19 protein-coding genes are annotated in these 26,225 nt (G+C 54.8%); 6 read left to right on the top strand and 13 right to left on the bottom strand.

The features are described 5' to 3' along the window. Positions 1-122: 122 nt before the first annotated feature. Complete coding sequence (locus tag A3C3_RS0122640; RefSeq protein ID WP_022716869.1) at positions 123-1,877, bottom strand: ABC transporter ATP-binding protein; 1,755 nt, start codon at positions 1,875-1,877, stop codon at positions 123-125. A 455-nt stretch (positions 1,878-2,332) separates the two neighbouring features. On the opposite strand from A3C3_RS0122640, the gene A3C3_RS0122635 reads away from it, so the two are divergent. After that, on the top strand, positions 2,333-3,307 hold the full coding sequence (locus A3C3_RS0122635) for a mitochondrial fission ELM1 family protein (protein ID WP_028739910.1): 975 nt from the start codon (positions 2,333-2,335) through the stop codon (positions 3,305-3,307). On the opposite strand, the gene A3C3_RS0122630 is transcribed toward A3C3_RS0122635, so the two are convergent. Next, entirely contained in the window at positions 3,308-4,222 is a 915-nt protein-coding gene (locus tag A3C3_RS0122630; RefSeq protein WP_022716867.1) for a hypothetical protein, read from the bottom strand. A 263-nt stretch (positions 4,223-4,485) separates the two neighbouring features. Here A3C3_RS0122630 and A3C3_RS0122625 point away from each other — a divergent pair, with 263 nt between their 5' ends. The 3 genes from A3C3_RS0122625 to A3C3_RS0122615 all read left to right on the top strand — a co-directional run bounded on the left by A3C3_RS0122625 (position 4,486) and on the right by A3C3_RS0122615 (position 8,760). After that, complete coding sequence (locus tag A3C3_RS0122625; RefSeq protein ID WP_022716866.1) at positions 4,486-5,202, top strand: hypothetical protein; 717 nt, start codon at positions 4,486-4,488, stop codon at positions 5,200-5,202. Positions 5,203-5,554: 352 nt separating this feature from the next. Beyond that, positions 5,555-7,483: an acyltransferase family protein gene (locus A3C3_RS38985; RefSeq protein ID WP_022716865.1), complete on the top strand. Its 1,929-nt coding sequence runs from the start codon at positions 5,555-5,557 to the stop codon at positions 7,481-7,483. 197 nt (positions 7,484-7,680) lie between these two features. Next, the gene (locus A3C3_RS0122615) at positions 7,681-8,760 is read left to right on the top strand and encodes a polysaccharide pyruvyl transferase family protein (RefSeq protein ID WP_167521959.1); all 1,080 of its coding nucleotides are present in this window, start codon (positions 7,681-7,683) and stop codon (positions 8,758-8,760) included. A gap of 80 nt (positions 8,761-8,840) precedes the next feature. Here the strand turns inward: A3C3_RS0122615 and A3C3_RS0122610 are convergent, their stop codons facing one another. From A3C3_RS0122610 to A3C3_RS0122600, 3 genes are all read right to left on the bottom strand, one after another. Continuing rightward, positions 8,841-9,179: a hypothetical protein gene (locus A3C3_RS0122610; RefSeq protein ID WP_028739909.1), complete on the bottom strand. Its 339-nt coding sequence runs from the start codon at positions 9,177-9,179 to the stop codon at positions 8,841-8,843. A 300-nt stretch (positions 9,180-9,479) separates the two neighbouring features. After that, a complete protein-coding gene (locus A3C3_RS38980; protein ID WP_022716862.1) occupies positions 9,480-10,361 on the bottom strand; it encodes a hypothetical protein in 882 nt (293 codons plus the stop codon). Beyond that, positions 10,358-11,062 (bottom strand): LPS glycosyltransferase, encoded by a 705-nt coding sequence (locus tag A3C3_RS0122600; protein ID WP_022716861.1) that lies wholly within the window; start codon positions 11,060-11,062, stop codon positions 10,358-10,360. Before A3C3_RS0122600 ends, A3C3_RS38980 begins: the two co-directional genes overlap by 4 nt. Positions 11,063-11,312: 250 nt before the next feature. Between A3C3_RS0122600 and A3C3_RS38975 the strand changes: the two genes are divergently transcribed. Continuing rightward, complete coding sequence (locus tag A3C3_RS38975; RefSeq protein WP_022716860.1) at positions 11,313-12,284, top strand: glycosyltransferase family 92 protein; 972 nt, start codon at positions 11,313-11,315, stop codon at positions 12,282-12,284. 351 nt (positions 12,285-12,635) lie between these two features. Here A3C3_RS38975 and A3C3_RS0122585 read toward each other — a convergent pair whose 3' ends face one another. Beyond that, positions 12,636-14,666: an acyltransferase family protein gene (locus A3C3_RS0122585; RefSeq protein WP_028739908.1), complete on the bottom strand. Its 2,031-nt coding sequence runs from the start codon at positions 14,664-14,666 to the stop codon at positions 12,636-12,638. 774 nt (positions 14,667-15,440) lie between these two features. Here A3C3_RS0122585 and A3C3_RS48630 point away from each other — a divergent pair. Beyond that, complete coding sequence (locus A3C3_RS48630) at positions 15,441-16,157, top strand: hypothetical protein (protein ID WP_028739907.1); 717 nt, start codon at positions 15,441-15,443, stop codon at positions 16,155-16,157. Positions 16,158-16,391: 234 nt separating this feature from the next. On the opposite strand, the gene A3C3_RS38970 is transcribed toward A3C3_RS48630, so the two are convergent. From A3C3_RS38970 to A3C3_RS0122545, 7 genes are all read right to left on the bottom strand, one after another. After that, positions 16,392-18,464 (bottom strand): acyltransferase family protein, encoded by a 2,073-nt coding sequence (locus tag A3C3_RS38970; RefSeq protein ID WP_022716857.1) that lies wholly within the window; start codon positions 18,462-18,464, stop codon positions 16,392-16,394. A 290-nt stretch (positions 18,465-18,754) separates the two neighbouring features. Continuing rightward, entirely contained in the window at positions 18,755-19,615 is an 861-nt protein-coding gene (locus A3C3_RS0122570; protein WP_022716856.1) for a hypothetical protein, read from the bottom strand. Between the two features lie 102 nt (positions 19,616-19,717). Next, positions 19,718-20,911 carry a right-handed parallel beta-helix repeat-containing protein gene (locus A3C3_RS38965; RefSeq protein ID WP_022716855.1) on the bottom strand — a complete coding sequence of 398 codons (1,194 nt, stop codon included), beginning with the start codon at positions 20,909-20,911 and terminating at the stop codon, positions 19,718-19,720. A gap of 92 nt (positions 20,912-21,003) precedes the next feature. Next, positions 21,004-22,302, bottom strand: a complete 1,299-nt coding sequence (locus A3C3_RS0122560; protein WP_022716854.1) for a capsule biosynthesis protein — start codon at positions 22,300-22,302, stop codon at positions 21,004-21,006. Continuing rightward, positions 22,299-23,924 (bottom strand): LTA synthase family protein, encoded by a 1,626-nt coding sequence (locus A3C3_RS0122555; protein ID WP_022716853.1) that lies wholly within the window; start codon positions 23,922-23,924, stop codon positions 22,299-22,301. Before A3C3_RS0122555 ends, A3C3_RS0122560 begins: the two co-directional genes overlap by 4 nt. A gap of 6 nt (positions 23,925-23,930) precedes the next feature. Then, positions 23,931-24,794, bottom strand: coding sequence for an SDR family NAD(P)-dependent oxidoreductase (locus A3C3_RS38960; protein ID WP_022716852.1), 864 nt, complete (start codon positions 24,792-24,794; stop codon positions 23,931-23,933). 14 nt (positions 24,795-24,808) lie between these two features. Next, a complete protein-coding gene (locus tag A3C3_RS0122545; protein ID WP_022716851.1) occupies positions 24,809-26,224 on the bottom strand; it encodes an aminotransferase class I/II-fold pyridoxal phosphate-dependent enzyme in 1,416 nt (471 codons plus the stop codon). Position 26,225 lies beyond the last annotated feature (1 nt).

The following is a 26,225-nucleotide window of genomic DNA, read 5'->3' as shown; positions in this document are numbered from 1 at the left end:
AGGCATTGGACCGCGTTCGCCCTCGGCGATTATCATTGGCGGCAGCTCCCGTTCGAGCACAAGGCACTACGGGTTTGCGGCGAAGACACCAAATTCCGCGCGACTTCTGAACCGCAACGATTTTACGCACTGAATCCCAACTGGCTAAGCCGAGCGTAAAGACCGTCATCGAGCTTCGCAAGCGTCTCGTGATTGCCTTCTTCGACGACACGGCCCTGCTGCATGACGACGATCTTGTCGGCGCGCACAACGGTGGAAAGCCGGTGGGCGATGACGACGACGGTGCGTCCGGTCATCGCTTCGTCGAGAGCCCTTTGGACGGCAGCTTCGGATTCGTTGTCGAGGGCGGAGGTTGCCTCGTCGAGCAAGAGGATCGGAGCGTTGCGCACCAGCGCGCGGGCAATCGACAGGCGCTGGCGCTGGCCGCCCGACAGCGTCACGCCGCTTTCGCCGACGGGCGTATCGTAGCCCTGCGGCTGCGCCAGGATGAAATCATGCGCGTAGGCAAGCCGTGCGGCTTCCTCGACCTCGGCATCCGTCGCATCCGGCCGGCCATATCGGATATTGTTGCGGATCGAGCCTTCGAAGAGGTAGGGTTGCTGCGAGACATAGGCGAGCTGCTCACGCAGCGACTGTTTGGTGACATGGGCGATGTCCTGCCCGTCGATCAGAATCTCGCCGCCCGTCGGATCATAGAAACGCGGGATCAGATTCATGATCGTCGATTTTCCGGCGCCGGACGGGCCGACGAGCGCCGTCGTCTTACCGCCTTCGGCGACGAAGCTGACGCCGTTCAGGACGCTATCGGCGCCATAAGCGAAGGAGACGTCGCGAAATTCGATCCGTGCCTCCGTCGGCCTCAGCGGCTTAGCATCCGGCAGGTCGCGCTGGCGCGGCTCCATGTCCAGCACTTCGTAGATCATCCGTGCGTGGACGGCCGCGCGCTCCATCTGCACCTGCAGCTTCGCAAGACGGCGCAGTGGATCGTAGAGCAGCAGCAGCGCCGTGAAGAAAGAGAAGAAGGCACCCGGCGGTACGTTGAAATAGATCGAGCGATAGGCGGCATAAGCAAGTACGCCGGCCAGCATGAGGCCGGCAAAACTCTCGGTCACAGGTGCATTGCGTTCGGATAAGCGGGCAAGGTGATTGGATCGATTTTCGACCGCAACGATGACGTCTTCGACCCGAGCCTGCAGCGCGCGCTCCATCGTAAAGGCCTTAACCACGGAAATGCCCTGGATCGTCTCCTGCATGGTTCCGAAGAAAATGCCGTTGAGCCGGATGCCTCTTGCCGCAACCTCTTTGAGGCGACGTGAAAAATATCTGAGCCCGAAGAGCAGCGCCGGTGCCATCACCAAAACGACGGTACTCAGCAACGGGTCCTGATAGACCATCACTGCGAGCAGCGAGACGAAGGAGAGCATGTCCCGCGCCGTCGACGTAACCGTCAGATTGAGAACGTCGCGTATGCCGGAAATATTCTGGCTCAATAACGCAGCGACCTGCCCCGACCGTCGCTGGTCGAAAAATTCGACCGGAAGCGTCATCAGATGAGCCGCAAGCCGCTTTTGGTAGCGGGCGACGATACCGTTGCTGACCCTTGAAAGAGCAACAGCCTGACCGTAGCTTGCAAATCCTCGGATGACGAATGCGGCGAAGAGCGAGAGACAGATTAGCCCGACGAGCTCTGCGTCTTTACTGACGAAGGCCTCGTCGACAATGCTCTTCATCACGTAGGCCGTATAGGCAGTAGAAAGCGCGACCGCAGCCAGGCAGGCAATCGCGAAGCTATAGCCAGGAATATGGTCCCTAAAATTTTCGGAGACCACCCGCTTCAATATCTCAAGAGTGCGGACGTTCTGTTTTGCTGGAGACATGAGCGCTCGTATGAATTCCCCGCCGGCTCAGCCAAGCGATAAGGTTCGAGCTGGCGTCTTACCGGCCAATGACCGGAAAGTCGAGTATTCATCGCGCCTGACAAAACGCCGCGTCTGCCGGGAAGCATTCGGCTGATCGTCTTGCATAGCCGTCCGATTCCTGTAGACCCTGCGGAGGAACGCGACTGCCATTAAGTTTAGAATGGAGTCGGGCAGCCGATTGACGTCACGCTGCTGCCACGAGATCACGTGGCCGTCCTCTTTCTGGCCTGCGAGCGTTCGCCGCCTTGGGACATTGCCAGACACGAAGAATGTCGCAGAATCCCGATCTGGTCTCCTGCTACTCACTTGGTGAACCTCACTTGGAATCCGTGAGACGGCTTGATAACAACATGACCTCGGAAAACAACGGAAGGGACTACGTCAGCCACGTGGTCTCAAACAGGGTAATTAGAATGGATCCGGTCAAGAGCGACCTGCTCAACGCATGGGTTGTCAGCGAGTCTAAAATTGGTACGATGTCTCAATGCACCGGCGTAGCGAATAATTTTGGTGGGCCAGTCCTTCAAAAACCCGTTGTAGTAAAACACGGCATCTCAAAATATTTTTCGCCGCGTTTGTTCTCTTCACGAGAAGCAAGGCCTGATGTCATCATTTCCTGTGGTTTCAGGTCTGAAAGCCACGTCATAAAGATGAAACGAGCCTTCAAAAGCCGGCCGTTTATAGTGCATCTCCAGCGTCCGAGGGTATCCGGTTATGATTTGGTTTTCGTATCCAATCATGACTGGACAAATGAGTTCGATGAACTGCCGCAATACGAGCGGATGGTAGGCGTACCACATCGGCTCCGGGCCGAAGAGATAATGCTGCGGCGGGAAAATGCCAGGCGCCTGTATAATCCGCAGGGACGCAAAATAGCCTCCGTGTTCGTCGGAGGTTCAAACGGTGCCTACGTTTATGACGATCGGGCGATAAGCGGCATCCAGGACGCAATTAGAACTCTTGCAGACGGCGACTGGCAAGTTCTCGTGTCAACATCTCGAAGATCCGACGATGAGACTTTACGAAGGCTACGCGAGATTGAATCGCCAACCGTCACCGTTTGGGATCGATGTGAACCAAATCCTTACATTGACTACGTCGCGGCGGCTGACGCCTTTCTCATCACAAAGGATTCAGTGACAATGCCATGCGAGGCGCTAGTGACCGGCCGACCGGTATATTCCTTGGATCTGTCAGCTGTTCCCGGCGATAGGCTGGTGAAGTTTGAGCGCTTTCATCGGGATCTGCGAGAAACATTGAAATTGACGCGGTCGTTCGAAGGTCGACTTGAGGCTTATTCGTATTCACCGCTAAATGAAGCCAAGCGTATAGCGCGCGTCATTGAACGAAGGATCGGGTTCCAACCCGGACCATTGACTGGAGAATAGTCAGTCGTTTTCGAAGCGCTCGTCGTAGCGATAGCCGATTTTCAGCAATGCGGAAACGGGCGAAAAACAATCCAATTCAATGGACTTTCTACCTGCATACTGCTTTGCCGCAGCGAAGAACGCGAGAATACGACGCTCTGCCGATAATATTCCAGTATAAGCGGAGGAGGTCTCATTTTCGTAAAACCGAGGGAGATTTGCGTTCGAAATATCTATACCAAAAAGGCCAATGCGCGTCGCGCCCGACGCTAACGCAAATTGCATGGCAGTTGCGGCGACAGAGCCCGCGGGGAATATGCCTTTGTCAGGATCTATCGATACTGCCGAATTCTCACTCCGGAAAAGCCAGTCGCTTTGAAAAGCCACTTCTGAACGTCGTTTTTGCCCATATGGTGCAAGAATGTTTCTGATGAGCACTACCTTTCTGTCTCGAAGCCAGGCACTGTCAATCTCACAAATCGCTCGAATGACGCTGATCGATAGTAAACATGGAACGTTTTGAGGAACCTTCTCCTTAAGGAGAGTGAAATGCCTCCACACGAAGCGCTCGTCCTCCACAACTACAGCGAGCGGCTCTTGTATCTTTGGTCCAATAAGGCTTATCGCTCCGTTGAGTAACAACGCACTGCCGGGCGGTATCTTCTCAATTGCGCAATGGTTTATTGACGGGCCGCTGCCGACGATAAAAACACAGTCAGGTTTGCTTGGATTGACATCAGCAAAAGCCAGCGTTTCAACAATATCGACCGACCGATAACGAATTAAGGCTTGTTGCCGCTCCTCGAAGGAAATGATCTTGAGCCCCGGCAGCCAATCTTGAAAATGGCTTTTAGATCGGCCGAGAAACAGCCTAACGCCGATTTTGATAATGGATCGTGCCAACGGGCGGTTTGCTGAGTGAAATATCTCTCCCATGACAACGCTACCTGATCGTTTTATTATTAAGGCCGAGCGGGCGCTTGAAATCTTCGCTATCTGTAGCGTCTCCTGAAGGCCGCCCGCGCGCGTGAGTGTTCAAAGTGTGGTCTGTGCAAAGTTATTGGCTTGCGACCACTAGAAGTGTCAAGGTAATAATCCCACGAGAACAAAGCCGTATCTCGACTGCCGAACGTCGAACTGAACGGTAGAAAACTGGCTGTCACGCGAAATGCCTACTTCTATGAAATCCTTGAGTTAATATGAGCATCAGTCAACTTCGCAAGCGGGTGTACCGAACACTAAAATATAAACTTGCACGGCCAAGCCCTCCGGATTTACGCACTCCGTTTCGCGGTCCCGTCGTCGTGGTTGGATCTGCCCCGCAAGCAAATCTCCCTGCTGGATTTGATCGCAACTTTAGCATTGTGACAGTCAACGGGTCTCAGGCTGTCACAAAAAACTGGGGCATCGAGAGACCAGACATTACGTTCATGCAATTCAACCAGATAAGAGGTCAAAATACCAATGCGGTTGAGGTTCGCCGGGTGCTGCGGGGGCAGTCCACAAAGGCCTTATATGTCTTTCTCTGGCCGGAGGGTGAGGAAGCACTCAGAGCGGGCTTGAGCGCATTTCACTACCAGTACGAGAGTCTAACGCTTGTCAACAAATACGAAAGAATGGCGCTACTCGATAAAGTTTGTGGCCTAAGGACTGCGGAAATGGACGCGAGTGAAAAGTGCTCCAACGGGGTAAATGCCGTGCTGTTTGCCTTCTGCCATGGCGCGAGCGAAGTCATAATTACCGGTATTAATCCTCGGTCCACTGGGCATGCGTACAATAACGAAAATCTTGGGCGACTTCATCAAACTATGGACGAGATGGTTTTCAGCAAGCTGTTGCGCGATGGGTGGCCGCTTTACACCGCGGATCCTCAAGTTTCTTCAGCGATCGGCATACCGCTATGGATGCCGGCGTAATGGGTTAACGCCACGTATAGCCACACTAGGTTGATGGAATGCGCAGGCCCACGGCAGACCCGGAATTTCGCAAGGCGGTCCCCGCCGGAAGGATGCTTCTTGGTGGCAGGTCACAATGATGGGATGGTCGAGTATTCATCAAGCTTGACAACGGGGCGTGGCCTCGGGATCAAATTCGGCTGATGGTCAGTGCCCATCCATCAAGAGCGTGGAAACCCTGCGGCATTTGCTGGTCCAGATATTTCGCTGTGGCTTACCGGAAACGCCCCGATTGGAGGTGCCGCCTCGATATTGCTATTTTTGCTCATTCGAATATGACCTCGACTTCTCAATCACTCGGGGGCGCCGATTTATGAAGTACAGGACAGAGATCGAAGGACTTCGCGCCGTAGCTGTCTTGTCCGTGATTGTTTTCCATGCGTACCCAAATGCTCTGCCTGGAGGCTTTATCGGCGTCGATATATTTTTTGTGATTAGCGGCTATCTGATAACATCGATCATTTTAAGGGACATAGAGGCAGGAACGTTTAGCATCGCACGCTTCTTCGAAAAGCGTGCGCGGCGAATTCTACCCGCTCTTTTTTTTGTAATCGCATGCTGTGTACCGGCCGGGTGGTATTGGATGATGCCAGCGGAATTACGCGCGTTCTCGGATTCAGTTATTGCAGCATGCCTGTCGGTATCAAATATTTTCTTCTGGACAAAAAGTGGGTATTTTGCGCCTGAAACGGCCCAAATGCCGCTACTTCATACATGGAGCCTTGGGGTCGAGGAGCAATTTTACGCGATCTATCCGTTTTTGCTACGTATAATAGGCAAGAAGTCATACAAAAAGAACGCAACGCTACTATTTTTAGTGGCGGGAGCCACGCTCAGTATTATCGTAAGCTACATATGCTCGAAATATGACCCCGAACTGAACTTTTATTTTCTTCCAACACGAGCATGGGAGTTTTTCTTTGGAGGGGCCTGCGCTGTCTTCTCCGGTGGCCGAGAACGCGATCATGGATGGTGGGCTTGCGCGGGGATCATCCTTATCGGCGCTGCGGTTATCTGTTTCGATGAGAGCTCTCAGTTCCCCGCAGCAGGTCTGGCGGTAGCTGGAACATGTTTAGTCCTAACATTTGCGAGAAGCGGGAATTTTGTAGGAAATAGCCTATCCCTACCACCTCTAGTGATGGTGGGCACGATCAGCTACAGCGCGTACTTGTGGCATCAGCCCCTGTTTGCTTTTGCTAAAATTCGCAGCGTAGACGTACCAAACGGAATGACGATGTTCGCTTTGATAGTCGTCTCCTTGGCATTGGCATATTGCACGTACCGTTTCATTGAGCTGCCGTTCAGGCGCAAGCCTGATCAAGAAATTCATGTTAGCAAAGGATTCGTCGGTGGCTGCGCTGTCTTTACAATCGCGCTTGTTAGTTTTGGAATCTACGGAAACCTCACAAAAGGCGCCCCATCCCGGCTACCGCCTCAAATTTCTAATTTTATTCAAGAGAACGCATGGAATCGACGCTGTCTAGCATTTACGGATCCTTCTCCGCTCCAATTGCCGGAACCAAGTTGCGTTTATAATTCTGAGCATGATTCTAGCTACGCGATCGTAGGGGATTCCATAGCTTCGTCACTGAGCCCCTCTTTAGCCGCGCAACTTGATCGACACGGCATCGCTTTGGAGCAGATGACGCATACCGCATGCGCTCCAATCGTGGAAATTAAGAGCAGTGGAGAGCCCGCACAAGGCTGTCCAAACTATATTCAGACTGCATTCGAACGTATCAAAGCCAGTGGTGTTAAAACAGTCATCCTGGCTGGGGCGTGGATCACGTTTTTCGACGAGAAGAACCTGGTGCGCAACAAACAACCAATCACGCTTACGTCTTCGAAGGGAAAAGCCATGGTGCGTGAAGCGCTTCAGTCGACGGTGAATGAACTACTGGAATCCGGTATTCGGGTTGTTTTGCTATATCCGGTCCCCAGAGGAGATTCACAGGTTGTGGCCAAGGTCGCCAAACTAATGCTAACCGGCAACCTGAAGCCAACAGTTTCGGTTTCTAAGGAAAAATATTTTTCCCAGGCGAAAGACGCAGTTGATTACCTGGACAGCATTAAGGGCGGTAATATAATCAGGGTTTTTCCCTCGCAATCCTTTTGCAACACAGCTGACAATAACTGTGTCTTAGCATCAGGAGGCCAAGCTTATATTTACGACAAACTTCACCTCACGAGGGCAGGTGCAGATGTCGTCGCAAAGAATATCGTTGGCGCTCTAATTAATTGACCGAGCTCCAGGCGCATTGCCTCATATTATCGTCTTTATAGGTGTTTAGAATTGGCGTTATCAAAGCCCTGCCTTACAGGCCGGCGAACTTATGGCCGACGATGGATAGATCCAGTTTTGGCCTTCTTACGGCACTCGATCTTCTTCCGCTTCTGCTCAAGGCAGGCAAACATGTTCTCGTACTCTCAGGATTTTCCATGGCCAATCGCAAAGCCGTTTTGATCAATGATACCTCTACAAAGCCGCACCTAGGATGCCGTCTCGTTGTAGCTCAAATTGTAAACCTTGCCTTTCAAGAGGGCATCGAAATTAGCGCGACGTCATCCGTTCATGTCGATTGGCGCGAGCAGCCCCTTGTACAGGAACATATGCGAAAGGCAGACCTCGTTATTGTTAATGGTGAAGGTACTCTCCATGATGCAACAAAACAGGCAAAGGCTCTCGCAGATGTCGCGCCTTTCTGCCGTGATGCCGGGGTGGCTTGCGTACTCATAAACTCGGTTTTCGAAAGAAATGACGAGGCTATCGCAAAGGCATGCAGTTTTTTCGATAGAATCTATGTCAGGGAATCTCTGAGCGCAAACAGCGCCACTTCAATGGGCCTCAGGGTCAATGTGGTGCCGGATTTGACGATCTCAAGCAATGTATTTGCTCCGGCCTCCAGAACAGAGCGGAATACCCAAATTGTTGTCACGGATAACGCCAACAAGGTGGCGCAAAGGGAAATCATCGATCTCGCGATTCGACGGAAGGATACGACTTTCTTGAATCTCAACACCAGCGACTTGGAAAATCCCTTCATGGCCCAACAGCTGCGACCGCGCGTGGTATTTTCCCCGAGCGGCCAAGTTACGGGACCTCCGCCTCATCGCTCTCCTGGGCGCATATCATACAAGGCTTTTCGAAAGTCGGTCTTCCGGCCCAACATGATGCAGCGCTGGGCCATGACTAGAGACTTTTCTCGCTTCCGTCCGGCGACTGAGATTTTGGCAACGATCGCCCAGGCAAAAGGCGTTGTCGCGGGACGTTTTCATGCCGCCTGTCTCTGCCTTCTTGCCGATACTCCCTTTGTCGCTGTTGCGTCAAACACGTCCAAGACGCGCGGTATGCTGATGGACGCAGGCATTCCGGGGTTGCTGGCGACAGACGCGGGCACAGCGTTTAGCTCGGAGTTCAAATGGGGCGATGTCGAACAGGTTGCTGCTGCAGAGTACGTTGCCCGAGCTAAGCGCGACGCGACAGCGATGTTTCGTGATATCGCCTCGTTAATTGATTAGGGATCTCGGTGCAGCGTCTCGCTTTAGGCCACGAGCGAAGGTAAGGTAGGCGGAAGTAGGTGATGTTCGCCAAAAGGAGTTCAAGTTAGAAAAGGCATGATATCTACGCCGTCACCAGGAAATACGGTGAGGTGCGGATGGTCCTGGAACAGCCGTGCGGCGGCATCAGCGGTTTCCGCTTCGACTACCAGATAGCCGCAGAATGGATTCACGGCTTCGGCCACACCTTCCTTGGTCACACGCGTTGTCTTGCCCACCATACCACCGCGATCAAGGATGAACGCAGCATTACGTTCCTCCCACGCCGCCCACTGTGGTACGCCCACAGCATCGACTGCATCCTGCTGGGCTTTGGGCAGGCTTCGAAATGACGCGAGGTCTTCGGGCTTCATAGTGTAAACGGCAAGAAATCGGGGCACCGGCGTTACCTCCCTTGGCTTAGATGGCTATCAGTTTACATGCCGAGGGTCGGGAAACACCCCCTGTAGTCCAAGATGTGGCGCGAGGCGTAGGATGGCGGCTGTCGGTATAGTTGGCATCCCCGTCATGTCCTCCAGTGCTCGGCACTGCAAAAGGCAGTTCAGTCAATATGGAGCGGGACACCGCTTACCGCCAATCCTCCATCTTCGCCCGCGCGTCGTCAAGGTTCATGAACAAATGAGCGTGGAAGCGGCTGCGGCCGCACGCCAGACGTTCAGCAATGAAAGTTCGCCGTTGATCTACTCTGCTTTGGGCCCAGGAAAATGCGGCTTCTTTTTTTTCATCCACGCCGGTCTGAGCGATCTAAACATCTGATCGATCTTCCGCGCCGCGCCAGTCAGACTGATAAGTTTATCGACCTCGGCATCGGTGTTCCCGAGACGCTCGGAAAACACCTCTGCAGCGGCCAAGGCAATGTCCGTCTTTGAGATTTCCGGAAAGAGATCACTCAAGTTCTCGTAAGCGTTTATTGCAACGCCATCATGTATCGAAATCTTGTCGGCCCTTGCAAGCAGTCTAAAGCAGGTTTGCTCAAAACTCCAATCGTGCGCAGCAACCACTCTCCACTTTTCGGTCCGGCGCGCTGAAAATCCGGCGAGTACGATAGAGCCGGGAAGGTTCATACCTGTCAGCCACATCGCCATCGCAAAGCCGCTGGTCGGTGTTTTTCCGGGAGTGTAGAAACGGTCGGTAAAGCCAACAAGATCGAGGTGACCGGTCGGGGCGCCGTGGAAATCGGCCGACGTATTCAGCTTTTCCAGCACGGACAAGCGGAGATTCAGAATGCCAAGAAATGTCGCTTGCTCGAAAAACGCGAGCACCTCGTCCACTTCGCCTTTGTAAACGATATTTGCTCCCGCGGGTTGGCCGCGCGAGACCAGAATAGCGTTGCCTTTGAAATCTTCAGACAAGGTTTTGTAGACCTTGTTGAAGAAAACGAACAAGGTGCTCGCAGGATAATGGCGCTGGAGCAGTTGGACGTCATTTAGACCGCTGTTGGCGACAAGGACAATGTGTGAGAACTGGGAAAAAACTCTCTTCCAGTCCAAAGTATCAGAGAGATCAGCGACGGCGCCCTTAAGCTGAAGCGCGCCTGCGCTTTGATCGGTAGGCGTGATCAACTTGGGCTCCCGACAGCCTTCTGGGTGACGGCAAGCACGCGCTCGCGCATGGCAAACCATTCGTCGGAGTAATCGTCATTCTTGTACTCGTCGAAATATGGGCCGCCATCGGTAAAGTGAACGATTTTCGCATCGTCCCGCTTGTCGTACTCGTTTACCAGGTAGTTCCAAGTGACGGGTATATCGCCAATCTGCTCGTCGGATTCTAGCCACTTGAACTGGTGCAACTGCAGGCCAGTGGCCGTGTTGACAAAGTCCTTGGTCAATGCCCTGCACTTTGAGTTGTTGAACAAGATCATGCTCGACCAGTTCTTCTTCTCATACTTCGTCTGAGTCTGGCCTAGAAATTTGGTTTCAACCTTCGGAACGTAGTCATGCTTCACGCACATCGCAGCATATCGATCATCCCGGAGATTCCAAAGCTCTGCGATGTCGGCGCGCGCCAGCATGTCGCAATCCATGAAAATACTCCACCCCTCATAGTTGCTGAGGTAGGGAACCAGAAAGCGGGAGAAGGAGAACTCCGTCGACTGCAGCGCATTGCGCTCGCGCGTGAAAATGTCCCTCAGATTATCGAGGACAATAGGCGAAAAGGCGACAGGGATCGAGGAGTGCTCTATAATGCTCTGGCATAGAACGTGATAGGCAACTACCTCCTTGGAATCAAAACCGACAAAAATTCGAGCAACGGCATCTCTCATCGATGATCCTTTCATTTTGGCTGTGCAGAGACCTCTTTTAAGGTCACCCCTCTCATGGAGAGGGAAGAGTTCCTCTGACGGTCCGAAGCTGTGCACCACCAGAAACCCTGTGTCAATTCACATGGAGACCTTCCGGGGCCGGGCCTCAAAAAAGCCGCGACGTCACTTGATTCCAATCCAGCGCTATTATAGCGCGACTTTCCTGAAACGAGATTCAACTTCTTCCAATCCAGGGACATAAGGCGGCAAAATGTCGTGGCTCAGACGAAAGAACACTCCGATCAATAGCCTTGCCATCATTCCGCCGGAGCCTCTGCCAGGCCGGTCCGGAATCGCGATTGCCGTAATCGTCAAAGACGAGGCATCATATATCGAAGAATGGGCGATGTTTCATAAAGCCGTCGGGATCAGTCACTTTGTCGTTTATGATAACGGCTCGACCGATGCCACATGCAGCATATTGCAGTCGGTTCTCACTGCCGACGAGCTTACGATCATTCCATGGTCCGGTAAGATGTACCTGGAATCGAGGTTCATCAATAGCCAGGTTCTCGCCTTCTCCCATGCCGTCTGCACTTTCGGCGGTAGATTCAGCCGCATAGCTTTTATCGATGTCGACGAATTCTTGCTTCCGCGCAAGGGAGGCACGATCGAGGAAGCGCTGGAAGCAACACAGGGATTTCCGAATGTCTCCTTGCCTTGGCATATGTTTGGCACGAGCGGACATAAGGTGAGGCCGCAAGGCCCCGTTGTCATGAATTATACGTGGCGCAACGACGATCCGCTCAGCAAAGCGAAGCACCTCTCCAACTTCAAGTGCATCGTAGATCCCTGCGAAGTCGTAGAGGTTACGGTGCACCAATTCAAGACGCGGTCCTTCGGCGATCTCACCGTCAATGACACAGGATTTCGCACGACCAGGGACGGCAGGAAGAAACGAAGTTTTTATTCAAACGAGTATCTCCAACTGAACCACTACTACTGCAAGTCGGCTCAGGAAATGGCCGAGAAGATCGCCCGCGGGTCCGACTACATTGTCTCAGCGGATTTCCTGAAGAAGAAAATGGAAACGACCCTTCAAAACATAGAAGCAAGTTTAGTGGAAGACCGCTCGATGGTCGAATTCGTGACCGGTCGCTCGATCGCCCTCTCCCGACCCGAGATATCGTCGGTCGCACCGCTGTCACGCTGCCAAAGCGCCAGTCCAAATCGGGATGCCTGAAGCCTGCGACACATAAGGATCTGCTGTAAATAGCGGATATCCCTTCTTGATAAGATGCTCCGGTATCGTCCGATCCATATCCGTGTGCAGCCGCACCAGGTGTTCCTTGTGTAGGGCATGGTCTGCAGATTTCGAGTAATGCCTGTGATTATGACGGCCGGCGTCTCGAACAACACGGCGTTTATGCCGTTTGAGCATTTCTGATCGGCATTGAGTTCAGCGGTTTCAGCCCGCACACCTTGTGCCGGCGCGCCATGCTGCTGATCCTGCTGACGATCTGCAGTTCATCACTGGTAATCAAATACCCTAAGGCTCTGCTCCAGTGCTGCTTGCTGCATTTTAGCGAAAAGGTCATGATCGCTTTTCAGACGTCAAAGAAGGGACGCCCGCTCTTATAATACCCAGGACGGGGCGGAAGACTTCCGAGAGACTTGCCGCACCCTTGGCCGACAGGTGATCTCCGTCCTTATACAGGACCGTACCCTCTCGCATCACGTGACATCTGAAAGCATCGCAGATTGCGCCCATGGGGTCTACCACCAGCGCTCCGTTCGATTTGGCTGCCTCGTCCAGCACCCGCCGCGCTAACGCCTGCCTTTTGCTCGTGTAATCAAGAGGAGGGGCAATATCAAGCGATCTTCCAGCGACTACGGCTTTGGCGAGCGCTTCTGGGACGTCGGAGCCAACCTCCGGTACATCCATTACCAGCACCGCCTTCGTCCCCTCCTGAGCGAACTTAGCGAGTGTGGTGTTTAGACTCGCCCTGACAGGCGAAGACCAATCTGCCAAGGAGGGTTCTACACGCGGGTCGAAAAAGACGCTCCCACCCGGAAGCTCTGCCCTATGAACGTATTTCGGCCAGTAACCAACCATGAAGATGAAAGGGAACTTCCTCTGCTCGATAAACGACATTACTGTTGAATTATACTCGATGCACCGCTTCACCGCCCAAGGGGGGCCGAAGTCCGCATTCGGTAAGGGCGGGCAGGAGGCGCGGCCGACGAACATACCGGACAGACCCATCTCGCGCGCTGCAACGTCGATTGCCGGAGCAATGGCCGCGGCGTGAGAGTCACCCCACACAAGGAACTGCGGCTCGCTTGAAGATTGCACTCCAATCCTGCAAAGTTCGCCTCTTCTTATCTGAGCCAAGGTCAAGCCATCCCCGTCCGAATCGGCAAAGCACGACCGAGAGAAAAACGGGCTCTCATCATGAGTGGCTTGGTAAAGCCGGAGCGCCTCTTCGGGTAATCGATGGGGAATGCCTTCAAATCTCTTGACGACAGTTCCGAACGCGATCGCCGAAACGATTGCGGCGCTGCTCAGGCCGGCTATGGCTGCACCCGAGGGCGCTAGCCTCCCGTATCGGGCGGGTTGCTCTACAAACCTCCAGGAAAGGTAGGCCAACGCGAACGACAGTGCGACGACCGTCAGTGCCCACTCGGTCGTCAGTTCGCGTTCAAGAGCGGAGCGCGAAAACACGATAACGGGCCAGTGCCAAAGATAGAGGGAATAGGAGATGCGGCCGATAAAGACCGAAACGGGATTGTCGAGAAAGCGGGCAATCAAGCCGTCTCGGCAATTGGCGTGGATCACAAGGGCCGTACCAACACAGGGAAACGCGGCATTAAACCCCGGGAAAGGAGTGCTAGGAGAATAGAAAACGACGGTTGCGAAGATTGCAACGAGCCCTAGCGCTGTCATGGCTTGAGAAGCGCGGGCTCGATAGTTCACTTGCGGCGCAATAGCGACCAGAACTCCTATCAGCAATTCCCAAACGCGGAAATGCAGCAGGTAGAATGCTTTCTCCGGTTTATGATATACTTCGAAGATGCTTGCTAAAAACGACAGCAGCGAGACCGCCAGAACGATCCCGAACATGCGCTTGCCTGCAAATTTATAGCAAATGAAAAGCGCGACGGGGAAAACAAGGTAGAACTGCTCCTCGACAGACAGGGACCAAGTATGAAGCAAAGGCTTCACCTCGGCGGCAATATCAAAATAGCCACTCTCGCGATGAAACAGAACGTTTGAAGTGAACAATGCGGCGGCTATTAGGCTATCAGCGAAATACAAAAATTCCTGCGGCATGAACAAGAACCATGCCGCGACAGCCGAAACAGCCATCATTGAGAACAGCGCCGGGAAGATACGCCGCATGCGCCGGACATAAAACTCCAGAAGACTGAATCTGCCGCGGTCAAGGTCGGCCAGGATGATCCTCGCCATGAAAAATCCCGAGAGGACGAAGAACACATCAACACCGACGAACCCGCCGCTGAACGCCCCGAAACCCGCATGAAATAGGAGCACCGGCAAGATAGCAACGGCTCGCAATCCGTCCAAGCCGGGTCGATACTCAATGGGTCGATATGTTAAAATCGAGCTGCTCCTCTACGAACTACCGACCGCGGACGTTGCCTCGGTCATGGGTAATGTAACCCGCTCAACCCCTTTTGAAGGCGGACCACTTGTAGCCGAGCCGCTGGTCTCGTCAATCACCTGCTCGCGAAATGTCGCTAGGCAACGCCAGCACAGAGAAGATCGGCATATGCAGATCCAGGCGGGCCGGCTTTGTGGTCAATCACAAACAGAACATGGACTTTTTTGCGACTGCATTCCGTCGCTGAGCCTGCAAGCACAAACCTCGATCATTCGCGCGGAGGAAGGCAACAGCGGTGTTCGGAGGAACGAAAGCCACACTGTTGGCATCGGACGTGACGGAATATAACGGACAAATTGAAGCGCTTGACGAAAGCCATGTTCTTCACGCCGCGGGCCCTCCGGCCCGCGAAAAGAGAATCAGAAAATGCAGTATTAATCTCGAAAATCGCCGTGACTTGCTTCCGTCGGATGCAGAATCGGGGCCGATGTACCGCAGATGCGGGGTAGCCACGATCTTACTGCCGATATGCCCGTCGCAGCCCAACAGGGCCTTCACGACAACTGAATCATATCATCGCGGCTAAGTTGTTCAAGTGACCGCGCATCAACCGTCCTTAGCGTGCGGGAGGGCAAACGCCGAATATAAACTGCCGCGATTAACGGCATCACGGAAATTCAGCGCGGAGTGGACACGTCGATTGGGTTGTGCAAGACATGGCGCATGTACTGAAGAGAACCTCTCCTTGCAAACTAAGCGACGGAAATTTCTAGATGACAGTTGGACCTGACGCGCTCGAAATCCTCCGGGAAAAACACCGCCTCTGGCTCTCGCAGCTCGACATTCGCGATCAGCCATGGTTGATCCTCGGCTCCGCCCCATCCCCTACAATACCGGCTGACTTGATCGGACATTGCGCTCGCGTCGATGTCAACAACTCGGGCAAGACGGCTGCCGCCTTGGGCCTCCCACCGGCCGACCTGACGTTTCGAAAGAGAAAGAAGTCTTGGGATGAGCATCCTCACGTGAGAACGAGAGGTCTTTTATGGCTTCACACGAAACCTCTATGGTTCATGCGACTGAGGCTGCTGCTGATGCCCCAGGTGCAGTACAAGAGTCTGATGCGCGCCACCAAGGATGAGCGTGAGGCGATCGTCACCGCCGTGAGCGGTGGCCTTCCCCCTGGTGTGGGAGAACTCGGAAAAGTCACAAACGGAGTTGCAGCTGTTTGTTACGCCCTTTTCATGGGCGCGCCGTCAGTGACCCTGGCCGGGTTCTCCGTGACGAAAATGGGCCATTCTTACAACGACAGGGGCAAACTTCGGCGACAGATCGCGGAGGACACTTTTGTGCTGACGCAGCTTCGAAATCGCGGGAATGTGTTCACCACGGAGGGCGAGCTCTCCGCACAAATCGGCCTTCCCCTCGTTCGAAACAGGGATGACATCGAAAAACACATGGCTAGCCCGATCTCTTTTGCCCGCAGTTAACGTGTTCTGCCCAGGAGTAAGCGAAATGATATCATTGCCCGCGCGCTCGACGTTGTATTGGACGGAATAGATATCAATTATCGGCCTCAATTCAGCCATGCCGACACCCGTTAAGGCCGCAGTGTCAAGGCGCCCCGCACAGCCATGACTGGCAAGACGTAGCTTTGGGTGTTGGTGCGAGCCGCAAAGCCATAGGTCAAGAGAAGCAGCAGAGCATGCACGCCTGGCGTTATACTAAAACGCCACATCGAATGGTGGTTTTATCGCTTCTGACGATCCAGGCTTCCCGCCAACTGCTTGCGCAGGAATGGAATGCGCAATCACGTTGATCACACCGTCGAAGATGGGAGCAAGAATTCTAGCACCCGATGCGGAAAGATGATCGGCGTCCTTGTACATCACAGTGTCTTTAATGATCGCGTGGCAACGGGTAGCGTCGCACAACTTAGGGAGAGGGTCTACGAGATAGGCGTTCTTGCGCTTGGCGACATCGTTCAGCACCATTCTCGCCAACGACTGTCTTTGATCGGTGTAGTCGCGCGAGGGAGCAATATCCTCAGAGCGGCTTGTCGTTACGGCTCTCGCTAATGCTTCGGGGACCGGTACGCCCATTTCAGGAACGTCAAGTACCAATACAGACTTCGTGCCAGCCGCGTCTAACCGCGTGATGGTTTCCTCGAGGCTCTTTCGCACCGGCCCGGACCAGTCTTCGACGGGTGGAGCAATGTTAGGATCGAAGAAGATGCCTTGTTTAGGCAGCTCGGATCGGTGGACATATTTTGGCCAGTAGGCGACTAGAAATACATAAGGGATCTTCTGTGTTTCAATGAAGGAAAGCGCCGCCTTGTTGTGATCAACGCAGCGTTCGACGTTCTTTTGAGATGAAAATGCGGCGTTAGGGAGCGGTGGGCAACCGCCACGACCGACAAGTACACCCTTTATTCCTGCCTTACGCGCTGCAAGGTCGATTGCAGGAGCCATCGCGGCCGAATGCGAGTCTCCCCAAACGACAAAGGACGGGGGAGCAGTTGTGGAGTGATCACCCACAACGCAAAGCCGGCCTTCCTCTATGGCCGCGACGGACAGGCCGTTTCCGTTGGTATCGGCAAAGCAACGCGGTTGAGAAAAAGGACTTTGATCGTAAGTTGCCGCATAAAGCTGGAGCGCTTCCCCACTGAGACGCCACGGCATCCCATGATAGGCAATGATCGTGCTCGCAACTACAACCGAGGCCGCAACTGCCGCCGCGCCCGAAACAAGCGGCGTGACTATACTCATGCCGCCGCCGTGCCTGAATGGTTGCTCGATAAAACGCCACGAGAGGTATCCGAGCGCGAGCGCGCAAGCAAAGACCATTGCGCCTTCCAACCAGGCCTCCATTCCGAGGTTGAGGTAGCGGGTAAAAACGATAACGGGCCAGTGCCAGAGATAGACAGAGTAGGAAATCTTTCCGATGAACATCATCGGGGGCGCCTTTAGAAGGGCGTAACTCCAGCTCCCCTGGGCCTGTGAAAATATCACTGCGGCAGCAGACAGGCACGGCAGGAGCGCGTAGTAACCCGGAAAGGGCGTGTCAACATTGTAGGCGAAGAAAGCAGCAACGATTCCAAGCAGGCCAACCCCAGCCATCAAGCTTTCGCTGCGCTGCGTCAGTTTCGGTGCAGGAACAAGGGCAACCAGCGACCCAAGCAGGAGCTCCCATACCCGAAAAGGAAGCAGGTAAAACCCCTGAGATGTGGCGTTGAAGGCCGCCCAGCAGCTGGCGGCAAATGACAAAAAGAATGCGGCTATCAAAACTGCCAATGTCACTGCGCGCGACTTCCGCGTCAGGAGAAGGGTAAGCGGAAAGAATATGTAGAATTGCTCCTCGACGCTCAGCGACCACGTGTGAAGCAGGGGCTTCGTGTGCGCTTCAAGATCGAAGTAGCCGCTTTCTTTTTGGAACAGTATATTGGCGGTAAAAGTAGCTGCTCCGATCAGACTTTTAGCGAAGTATTCGAACTCCTGAGGCATGAACAGGAACCACGCCGCGATCGTGCTTGCGGCAAGAACCGCGGTGAGCGCGGGCAAAATTCGTCTGATGCGGCGGCTGTAGAACTGCCAGATATTGAAGGAGCCCGCCGCGATCTCCGACGAGATAATTCTGGCCATGAAATAGCCGGAGAGGACAAAGAAAACATCGACGCCAACGAAGCCCCCGGGAAGCCAGGCCAGGCCGATATGATAGAGTACAACCGGTATAACGGCGACGGCGCGCAGCCCATCGAGCTCGGCCCTATAACTGGGCCGGCTTTGGCTCAATATCATTTCGGCTCCTTTGGAAAGTTCGCCCGCTGAATCGCGGCTATCCGTAGCCGTGCGATTTGCCCGCAATGAGGCAAGGACTTCGTCATCGTTATATTTTCAATCAAGGACGTCTCCGCAGCCGCTGACTTCCAGCGAGTAAACAGGCCCGAGCATTGTTCAGCCGGCGCTCCGAGGACCGGCTAGCTTCGTTCGGACGAAACGGGATCGCTGCAGCCTCGGCCTAGCGGCTCGCCAAATCATAACGTCGATTGTCGCCGGACCCGCGAAGAGAATCGGCAGGTTTAACATGCTTACTCCCTCCAGTGATCCGCCACCCAGCGTGTCGGGAGGATAAAATGCCGAAGATGCGCGAAGAACGAGTCCCGCTTCAGCCGCTTTTTCTTGTTGAAACTTGCCATGAGATGTCCAAACGGAGTGTCGGCGCCCCGTTCGTGGTATTTCCCTCTTATCGCTTGCTCTGGGCGAAGGCCACGAGGGAAAATGACTACTTTTGCGCTCTGGGGGAGCCGCGGTGCAAGGAAGTAATTGAGCGGCCATGCACGGCGGCAATCTTGACGAAAGTGCAGCACCCACTCGCGCGGGAAAAACTTCGGACCATCCGGAGCGTTCCTGGTTACGAAACGCTGCTCAAACCGGTACTGATCCGCAATCACCTGTGGTGCCGCTTTAAATCTTTCCTGCAGTGGCGCGAGCTTGCCCACCGGAAACCGAAACAGCGATGTCTGTCCGAGCTTTTCAAATGGCGTCGTCTGATTGCGCGCCATAACAACGTCCTCGGCGCTGCCAACCTCAAAAAACGGGTCGAGTGACGCAACAATCACAAGGTCCAAATCGAGGAACAAAACTGGGCCGCTGAGTGATCCTAAAGTTTCGCCCCAAAGCCGCGCCTTATTCCAAATCCCTGGAGATTTCTCTGGCATTTTCGGGACGTCTAATGGTGGTAGGTCCTCGCAAAGAACTTCAGGCCGAATTCCATCTCGGTTATCGGTGAAACATGTGAAGGTAAACGGCGGAGTGATGTTTCTCGCAACCATTGCATAAAGGCGATTGATATAGGGGGGGCCGAACTTCGTACCCCAATTTATGCAGATCACCTGTTTCGTCGTGCCTGCCGCAGGTAGCGTCTCGCTCACAGCCATTTGCTCCGCCATTCCTTTCTAAAATCCCAATGCTCCAAGCGCTTTGCACAGATATAGCATGTGCCAGCAGATGCAAAAAAACACGTAGCCATGGTTTCCGCTGTCAGAAGCCGCCTATTGTGACGTGTTGTCTCGAACGACATTGTTGCCGCCCCTGCTAACGATCAGATTGCGACCACCACCGACGATCCTGTTTCCTTCGACATCGTTGTTGTCAGCAAAGTCTGCATTGCTTGCGCTGCTGCCAAATGGATAGGCCGGGTCGGTAAAGCAATAGTCCTTGCCTCCGTTGCGGGATCCCAGCCAAACTGCCGGTTGCTGGCGGCCGGAAGAGTACCTAAACGTGTTCTGCGTTATTTGATTGAACTCCGGTTTTTGGTGGCGAATAACGCCGCCTTCTCCGCAATTGCGATAGACGAATATTCCGCCATTGTCGGAGTTTTCGAATGTATTGCGGGAAATCGTATTTCTTGCAGAACCATCGATTGCTATCAACTCACGCTTATCCGTTTTGATGCTGAACACGTTTCCGGAGATCGTATTGCGGGCTGACTCGGCGTCAAGATATACGGCAACGGCGGTGCTGCGGCCTGATATTTGAGACGATATCAAAGCCGCTCCTGTTACGCCCGGACCCACATAGAAGGGTATGCCATTGGGCGCCTCGATCTGGACTTTTTCAAATCTCACATTGGCCGGTGCCGCTGCCTGGGCATAACTGGTGTGGTCAGGCTTGAGTGAAGAGGCCTTCATCACTTCGCCGTTCGCATTTTCTCCGAGACCGTAAATCCTGACAAATCCTCTGATCCGGCAGTTGCGAATGGTGACATTGCGCGGAGCATCCCATTGCCCTGACGCAGTTCGCGTTGAGCGAACAACGATTCCGGTTTTCTGCATGCGTGAACTACCAGAACTAACGTCGATTAGCCCTCCCGCACAATCAAGTACCGCGTTTGAAGCGGCGCTTCCTTCGAAGATCAGCTGACGCGTCACGACGTCACGCGAAGACAGCTGGATATTGCACCGCAATGAAACGGGCTCTGAACCAGGGGCCTTTATTTTGGAGATCGTCGCCTGTCCGCACGGTGTGTTTTGTCCAGCCTCTTCGCTTGGTGGCGAGGTGTCGGTGGGGCTTTCCTCGACGGGCGTTAGTGGCCCGGTGTTTTCGCCTTCATCAGGCGACGGCACGGACGGGCCTGGTCGCTGAGGATGCGGCCTCTGATACCCAAGATCGGGCTGCAAAAAGGAGCTGTCGATATAGGGCGCTCCCCCCTGGCAGCCAACCAACAAGGCGAGGCCCGTTGACATTAGGACAGCTTTCGTCTTCCCGAGTATCATTCTATCTCCGTTGCCTGCGTGGCGGCGAATCTTCACTCAACCGACTTCTTACCAGATGTTGGTCAGGGGACGTCTATTTTGATCGGATGTTTGCGGACCGGCGGCTCGACGTAGGCGCCCGGCTCGTTGACATTTCGCGCCAGCAACCTCGAGGCAATGCTTTCGGCAGCAGCCTTCGCTCCCTCTTTCGAATAGAAGTTGCCGCGAACCTGCACGGAGGCTGCGAGCAATCGCACGAACGCGTCAAGAAGCTTTGCCGATGGCGGTTGTGGATCTTGCCAGAAACGATCGATGGAACTTGGATCCGTCAGCCCTTCGATATCATAGATCGTAACTCCGAGCGTCTTAACAGGCTTGCCTGCCTGCAATGCTGAAAGCGCAGCTGTGGAATTGACGGTGACCATGCCCCGGCTTGCAGCGATCAGCGCCGAGAGATCACCGCCGTCGATAACCTGCACGCGGCCGGACAGGCCGAGCGACAGGGCGGTCGCCTTCACATAGTCGTCCCAGTCGATAAGCCCGTTGTCGAGCGGATGGACTTTGACGAGCAGCTTTGCTTCGTGCGGTGCGTGCTCGGCAAATGAGCGCAGAATATAGCGGATCGCATCCCTCTGGCTGTGGAACGGCGAATGGGCGCGCAACTGATAGTCGGTCTCAATCTGCAGGGGATAGACAAAGAACGCTGCGTTGTCGGAAGACAGCCGGCCAACTTTGAAATTCGCCTCGCGCGCCCTCTTTCGGCCCGTTGCGAGTCTCCTCAGCCAGCCGGCATATTCGGCGAGCGGATGAAACAGCCCGTGCCGCCGGTAATGCGGATAAAAGAGCGAGAAGAACACAGTCGGCAGATAATAAAGTAAATCGGCGATCGCTTCCGAGAGGAAAGCATGACGGTAGCGCCTGTTCCAATCCGGTTCCGGCAGGCCTTCCGCAGCCGCAAGTATATGACCCGGATCAACAGGAAAGCGCGAGTTGGACGAAAGGCCCTCGCGCTCGATCGTCACCCAATCAGGCCGCAGATGCCCCATCTCGATGGCGTAGATCGAAACGCCCATCGCGCGGGCTTCGGCGATCGCAGCACGGTGGTAGGGTCTTTCCTCTCCGTGGACGATAAGGTCGGTAATCTTGCGGTCCGCTATGAGATGACGGACATAACCAGGCCAGGCGGCGAAAGGACCGCGATAGTTCATGGCACCTCGCCTGCGCCAGAATAGCCAATCTCCGCTGTTGAGGTTGACGCGAAGGCACGCGCAGCCGGCTGCCTCGAGACGGTCCGCGATTTTGCAATAGAGGATGGACGATGGGCCCTGGAGAAACAGGAAGACGCGTTTCGCCTTCTCCTCTGAGCGGACCGCCACGATCATTGCGCCGGCAACTCTTTGCTGAGACCGGCATATCGCAGCAGGGTTCCGAGCAGGTTCCACGGCGCTTCTTCCCGCGGCGGGACCGGACGCTGCGAATGCGCTCGAGCGCGACCAAGCGGCACAATCATATAGTCGGTACGAGGATCCGGAAACGGATCAGCAAAAGCCTTCAAGAGCGGCGCATGATCTCCGTAGAAGAGCAACCAGACTGGCCGGTCCAGCGTGTCGAGATGATGGGCCAGGTTTCCAAGCGCGTGATCGGCGCGGCGAAGGAGCTCGGAATAGATCTCCACAGGATCCGTGAGATTACCGACGCGACCGGCCTCCCAGGGACCATGGTTGGCCATTGAGGCGACGAACAGGAAATTCTTGATATGCGGATCCTTTTCGATCTCGCGGATCACGCTTTTCGTCAGCGCCTGATCGCTGACATAAGGGCCGTCGCGCTCCGGATTGTGATCGAATTCGTCGAGCATCATCATGTGATCGAAGCCGAGCTGCGGCATTGCCTTATGACGCAGGAAGAAGGTGCGGTCGTAAGGATGAATGAACTGCGTCTTCCAGCCGGCAACCTTCAGCTTATTCGGCCAAACGACATCCGTGTATTGGCTTGCGCTCAGATAGGGATAGCTCGCATCGATATGCACGTCGTCGGGCTGAAGGCCGCTTAAGATTGCAAATTCGGTGCGAAGGGTATAGCCGCCTTCGAAAACGCTCGTCATGCGGCCCCACTGCGCCGCCCGTTTTCGCAGTCGATCAAGATTGGGAAGCTTTAAATCTTTGACCTCGAAATGACGAAGGTCGATGAAGGATTCCGACTGCCAGACGACGATGAGCGGCGGCTCGCTGTCGCCGTCCGGATCCCAAAGATCGTGCAGCGCCGACTTTAGCATGACCGACAGCTCGTGCACGATCTTCTCGCGGCGGCGGCCAAGCCATATGATAAAATGCAGGACGACAGACGTGAACGTGCCGAAGCGGACCGTATTCTTCTTGATATCGATCGGTCCAACCAGCTGCTGTGTGGCCCGTGAAACCGGCCCGTTCACAGGGCCGTAGAAAAGCGCCAGCCACGGACCGAAGGCAACGGCAAGTCCGACCAGGACCCAGAACACCCGTGCGCTGTCAGGCAAGATATGCGGCTCGAAATAGAAATAAAGCACGGTCACGCCGAAGACGTAAAGGAACGAGAATATCCAGAAGAAGACGTTCAGCGAGGTCGCGTAGAAGATCTCCTTGTATTTGAAGACATCGACGACGAGCGCGATGTCAGAGAAAATCAGCGGCTCTCTGATGAACTTGAATTTGGCGCGCGAAATCCCGGTGAAAATCACAAAGAAGCTCATCGTCGCCTGCATGGCGTAGATCGGCCGCCACGTCACCGAAAAGAAACCCGCAAAGACCAGAGCGATAACCGGAAGGCGCGCCGCAAGATCGAGCGCATAGCGTGCAGGTGTTCGCTCGATCTTGTTCTGGCGATAGACGTCAGACGGCATCGCAAACCAGTCCGTTGCGTAGACGAAGATGCACGTCAGGACGAAGCAGGAGGCAACCAATAAAAAGGGCACATCATGTAAGCGCAAAGGAACCATCGATTTTCTATTACCGGCAACAAATGCCAAATCCGATTAAAGCTTGGGCGTGTCAATGCCCGATGATATCCCTGTCTTCAAATGCACAGTCGATGACCTTGCATGCGTTTCCCTTGCGCCACGCTTCAATCGATATCGGTACCACTGCGAAAGCAGCGGTTTGATGAACGGCCCCAGATAGGCAAGCGCCATGAGAGATGGCGTAAAGTGGATCTTCGAGCGATTGCGGTCGATACCGGCGATAATGCGCTGTGCAATTGCTTCCGCCGTCCAGGGCTTCACCTTGCCCATGAGAACCTCGGCCTGCCATGGCCGCATCGTCATTTCACGCTGATACTGGGGTGTCAGCGTGTCCGGCGGAAAGCAGATGGAGACGCGAATTCCAGTTCCGACGGCTTCCGCCTGTACGGCTTCCGCAAAGCCCTTGAGGGCCGATTTGGAGGCGCAGTAGGCCGCATAACCGTGAAGGCCAATCAATGCGGCACCCGACGAGACCACCATGATGGTGCCCTGCCCCCTCGCCTTCATGCTGTGATAGACGGCACGGGCGGCATTTGCGGTGCCGAGGAGATTTGTGGTTATTTGCTGGTCGAAGGCCGCGGCTGAAAGAGCATCGAAGGCGGCCGGCTCGACAATGCCGGCAGAGGCGATCAGCACATCGCAGGGGCCGTTTGCCGTTTCACAGGCTTTGACCGCAAATGCCAGATCTTCATGCTTGGAAACGTCAGCCGAAACGGCAAAAGAGCTTCCGCCCTTCGATACAGCCTGGACGTCTCGAACCGCCTGATCGAGGCGTGCCGCATCGCGTGCGATCAGCGAAACACGCTCGCCTCTGGCAGCGTAAGCCTTTGCGACTGCTAATCCGATACCGCTTGAACCGCCGGTTACGATGACATGCATTGCATCGTCCTGCCTTAGGGCTTGCCCGCCATCTGGTTCATCGGCAGGAGCTTCATGACCTTTTCGAAGTCGATCGAACCTAGGCCGAAATTGCGGTCCTGTAAATCTTTCAGCCGCTTTGCGGTCACAGTGACGGCATGGCTAATCTGCTCATCCGTGTGATTGCAGGTGATGAAGAAACGCAGTCGCGCCATGCCCTCGGGAACTGCCGGATGGATAATCGGCAGCGCGTTTACGCCCTCTTCGAGAAGATCGTTGGAAAGCTGCACGGCGCGAACGGAATCCCCAACGATGACCGGAACGACGGAATAGCCGGTCGCAAGGCCGGTATCGAGGCCGGCTTCCTTCGCAAGCTTGAGAAAGAGCGCGCCGTTGCGCCGCAGCCGGGCGGTACGCTCCGGCTCTTTCGTCAATATTTCCAGGCCGGTCAATGCCGCAGCCGCCAGTACCGGCGCCAAGCCGACGCTATAGACGAAGCCGCCGGCTTCCGCCTTCAAGACGTCCGCCAAAGCCTGGCTTCCGGCTATATAGCCGCCGCAGCTCGATGTGGTCTTTGAAAGCGTCCCCATCCATATGTCGACGTCATGTGGATCGATGCCGCAATGTTCGAAGCTGCCACGACCGGTTTGCCCAAGGACGCCGAGAGCGTGCGCCTCATCGACCATCAGCCAGAAGCCGTACCGCGACCTCAGCTCGACCAGTGCCGACAAGTCGGCGATATCGCCGTCCATCGAGTAGACGCCTTCGACGATCACCAGGATACGCCGGAAGTCGGAGGACAGCGACTTCAGAACGGATTCGAGGTTCTCGACATCATTGTGCTTGAAGAGACGGCGTGTCGCGCCTGATTGCTTGATCCCGGCAAGCGCGCTGTTATGGATGAATTCGTCGTGGATCACGAGATCCTGCGGGCCCATCAGACAGCTGATCGCAGCAACATTGGTCAGGTAACCACTGACGAAGCAGACCGCAGCGTCGACGCCGTAGACCTTGGCAAGCGCATGTTCAAGTTCGACATGCACGGGCCGCTCTCCAGCAACCAGCCGGCTTGCCGACGCGGAAATGCCAAAGCGATCTATCGCCTCTTTTGCCCGCTGGTTGACGAGCGGGTCGGTATTGGTTGCGAGGTAGTCATAAGAGGCGAAGTTTGCGAACTCCCGGCCGGACATGACAGTCGTCGCACCTGCGGCCCTGTCATGAGACCGGTAGAAGGGGTTGCCGATGCCGGCGATCTGCGCCCCGATCTTCTGGGTCATCACCCGCTGGTATTCCGGCAGTTCGTCGAATCGTGTCACCTGGCGAACGGGCGGCTGAGGGTGGCGGTTCATCCGGGCTGCCCGGTTTCTGCCGGACGACTCGTTGGCGTGCCGCATCTGATCGAGCAGTCCCGTTTTCCGGTCCTGCGCCTTGCCGTCTGGATTGTCCGTCATT

This window comes from Rhizobium mongolense USDA 1844 (genome assembly GCF_000419765.1).
Lineage (GTDB): Bacteria > Pseudomonadota > Alphaproteobacteria > Rhizobiales > Rhizobiaceae > Rhizobium > Rhizobium mongolense.
This window is presented reverse-complemented; position numbering and strand designations above follow the sequence as displayed.

What these genes read in the sequence shown, in the direction of transcription:
- A3C3_RS38960 (WP_022716852.1), bottom strand. Translation starts at nt 24,794, where the DNA reads ATGCATGTCATCGTAACCGGCGGTTCAAGCGGTATCGGATTAGCAGTC.
- A3C3_RS38965 (WP_022716855.1), bottom strand. Translation starts at nt 20,911, where the DNA reads ATGTCAACGGGCCTCGCCTTGTTGGTTGGCTGCCAGGGGGGAGCGCCC.
- A3C3_RS0122615 (WP_167521959.1), top strand. Translation starts at nt 7,681, where the DNA reads ATGGCCAATCGCAAAGCCGTTTTGATCAATGATACCTCTACAAAGCCG.
- A3C3_RS0122560 (WP_022716854.1), bottom strand. Translation starts at nt 22,302, where the DNA reads ATGATCGTGGCGGTCCGCTCAGAGGAGAAGGCGAAACGCGTCTTCCTG.
- A3C3_RS0122640 (WP_022716869.1), bottom strand. Translation starts at nt 1,877, where the DNA reads ATGTCTCCAGCAAAACAGAACGTCCGCACTCTTGAGATATTGAAGCGG.
- A3C3_RS0122545 (WP_022716851.1), bottom strand. Translation starts at nt 26,224, where the DNA reads ATGACGGACAATCCAGACGGCAAGGCGCAGGACCGGAAAACGGGACTG.
- A3C3_RS0122630 (WP_022716867.1), bottom strand. Translation starts at nt 4,222, where the DNA reads ATGGGAGAGATATTTCACTCAGCAAACCGCCCGTTGGCACGATCCATT.
- A3C3_RS38985 (WP_022716865.1), top strand. Translation starts at nt 5,555, where the DNA reads ATGAAGTACAGGACAGAGATCGAAGGACTTCGCGCCGTAGCTGTCTTG.
- A3C3_RS0122570 (WP_022716856.1), bottom strand. Translation starts at nt 19,615, where the DNA reads ATGGCGGAGCAAATGGCTGTGAGCGAGACGCTACCTGCGGCAGGCACG.
- A3C3_RS0122635 (WP_028739910.1), top strand. Translation starts at nt 2,333, where the DNA reads ATGGATCCGGTCAAGAGCGACCTGCTCAACGCATGGGTTGTCAGCGAG.
- A3C3_RS0122625 (WP_022716866.1), top strand. Translation starts at nt 4,486, where the DNA reads ATGAGCATCAGTCAACTTCGCAAGCGGGTGTACCGAACACTAAAATAT.
- A3C3_RS38975 (WP_022716860.1), top strand. Translation starts at nt 11,313, where the DNA reads ATGTCGTGGCTCAGACGAAAGAACACTCCGATCAATAGCCTTGCCATC.
- A3C3_RS48630 (WP_028739907.1), top strand. Translation starts at nt 15,441, where the DNA reads ATGACAGTTGGACCTGACGCGCTCGAAATCCTCCGGGAAAAACACCGC.
- A3C3_RS0122600 (WP_022716861.1), bottom strand. Translation starts at nt 11,062, where the DNA reads ATGAGAGATGCCGTTGCTCGAATTTTTGTCGGTTTTGATTCCAAGGAG.
- A3C3_RS38970 (WP_022716857.1), bottom strand. Translation starts at nt 18,464, where the DNA reads ATGATATTGAGCCAAAGCCGGCCCAGTTATAGGGCCGAGCTCGATGGG.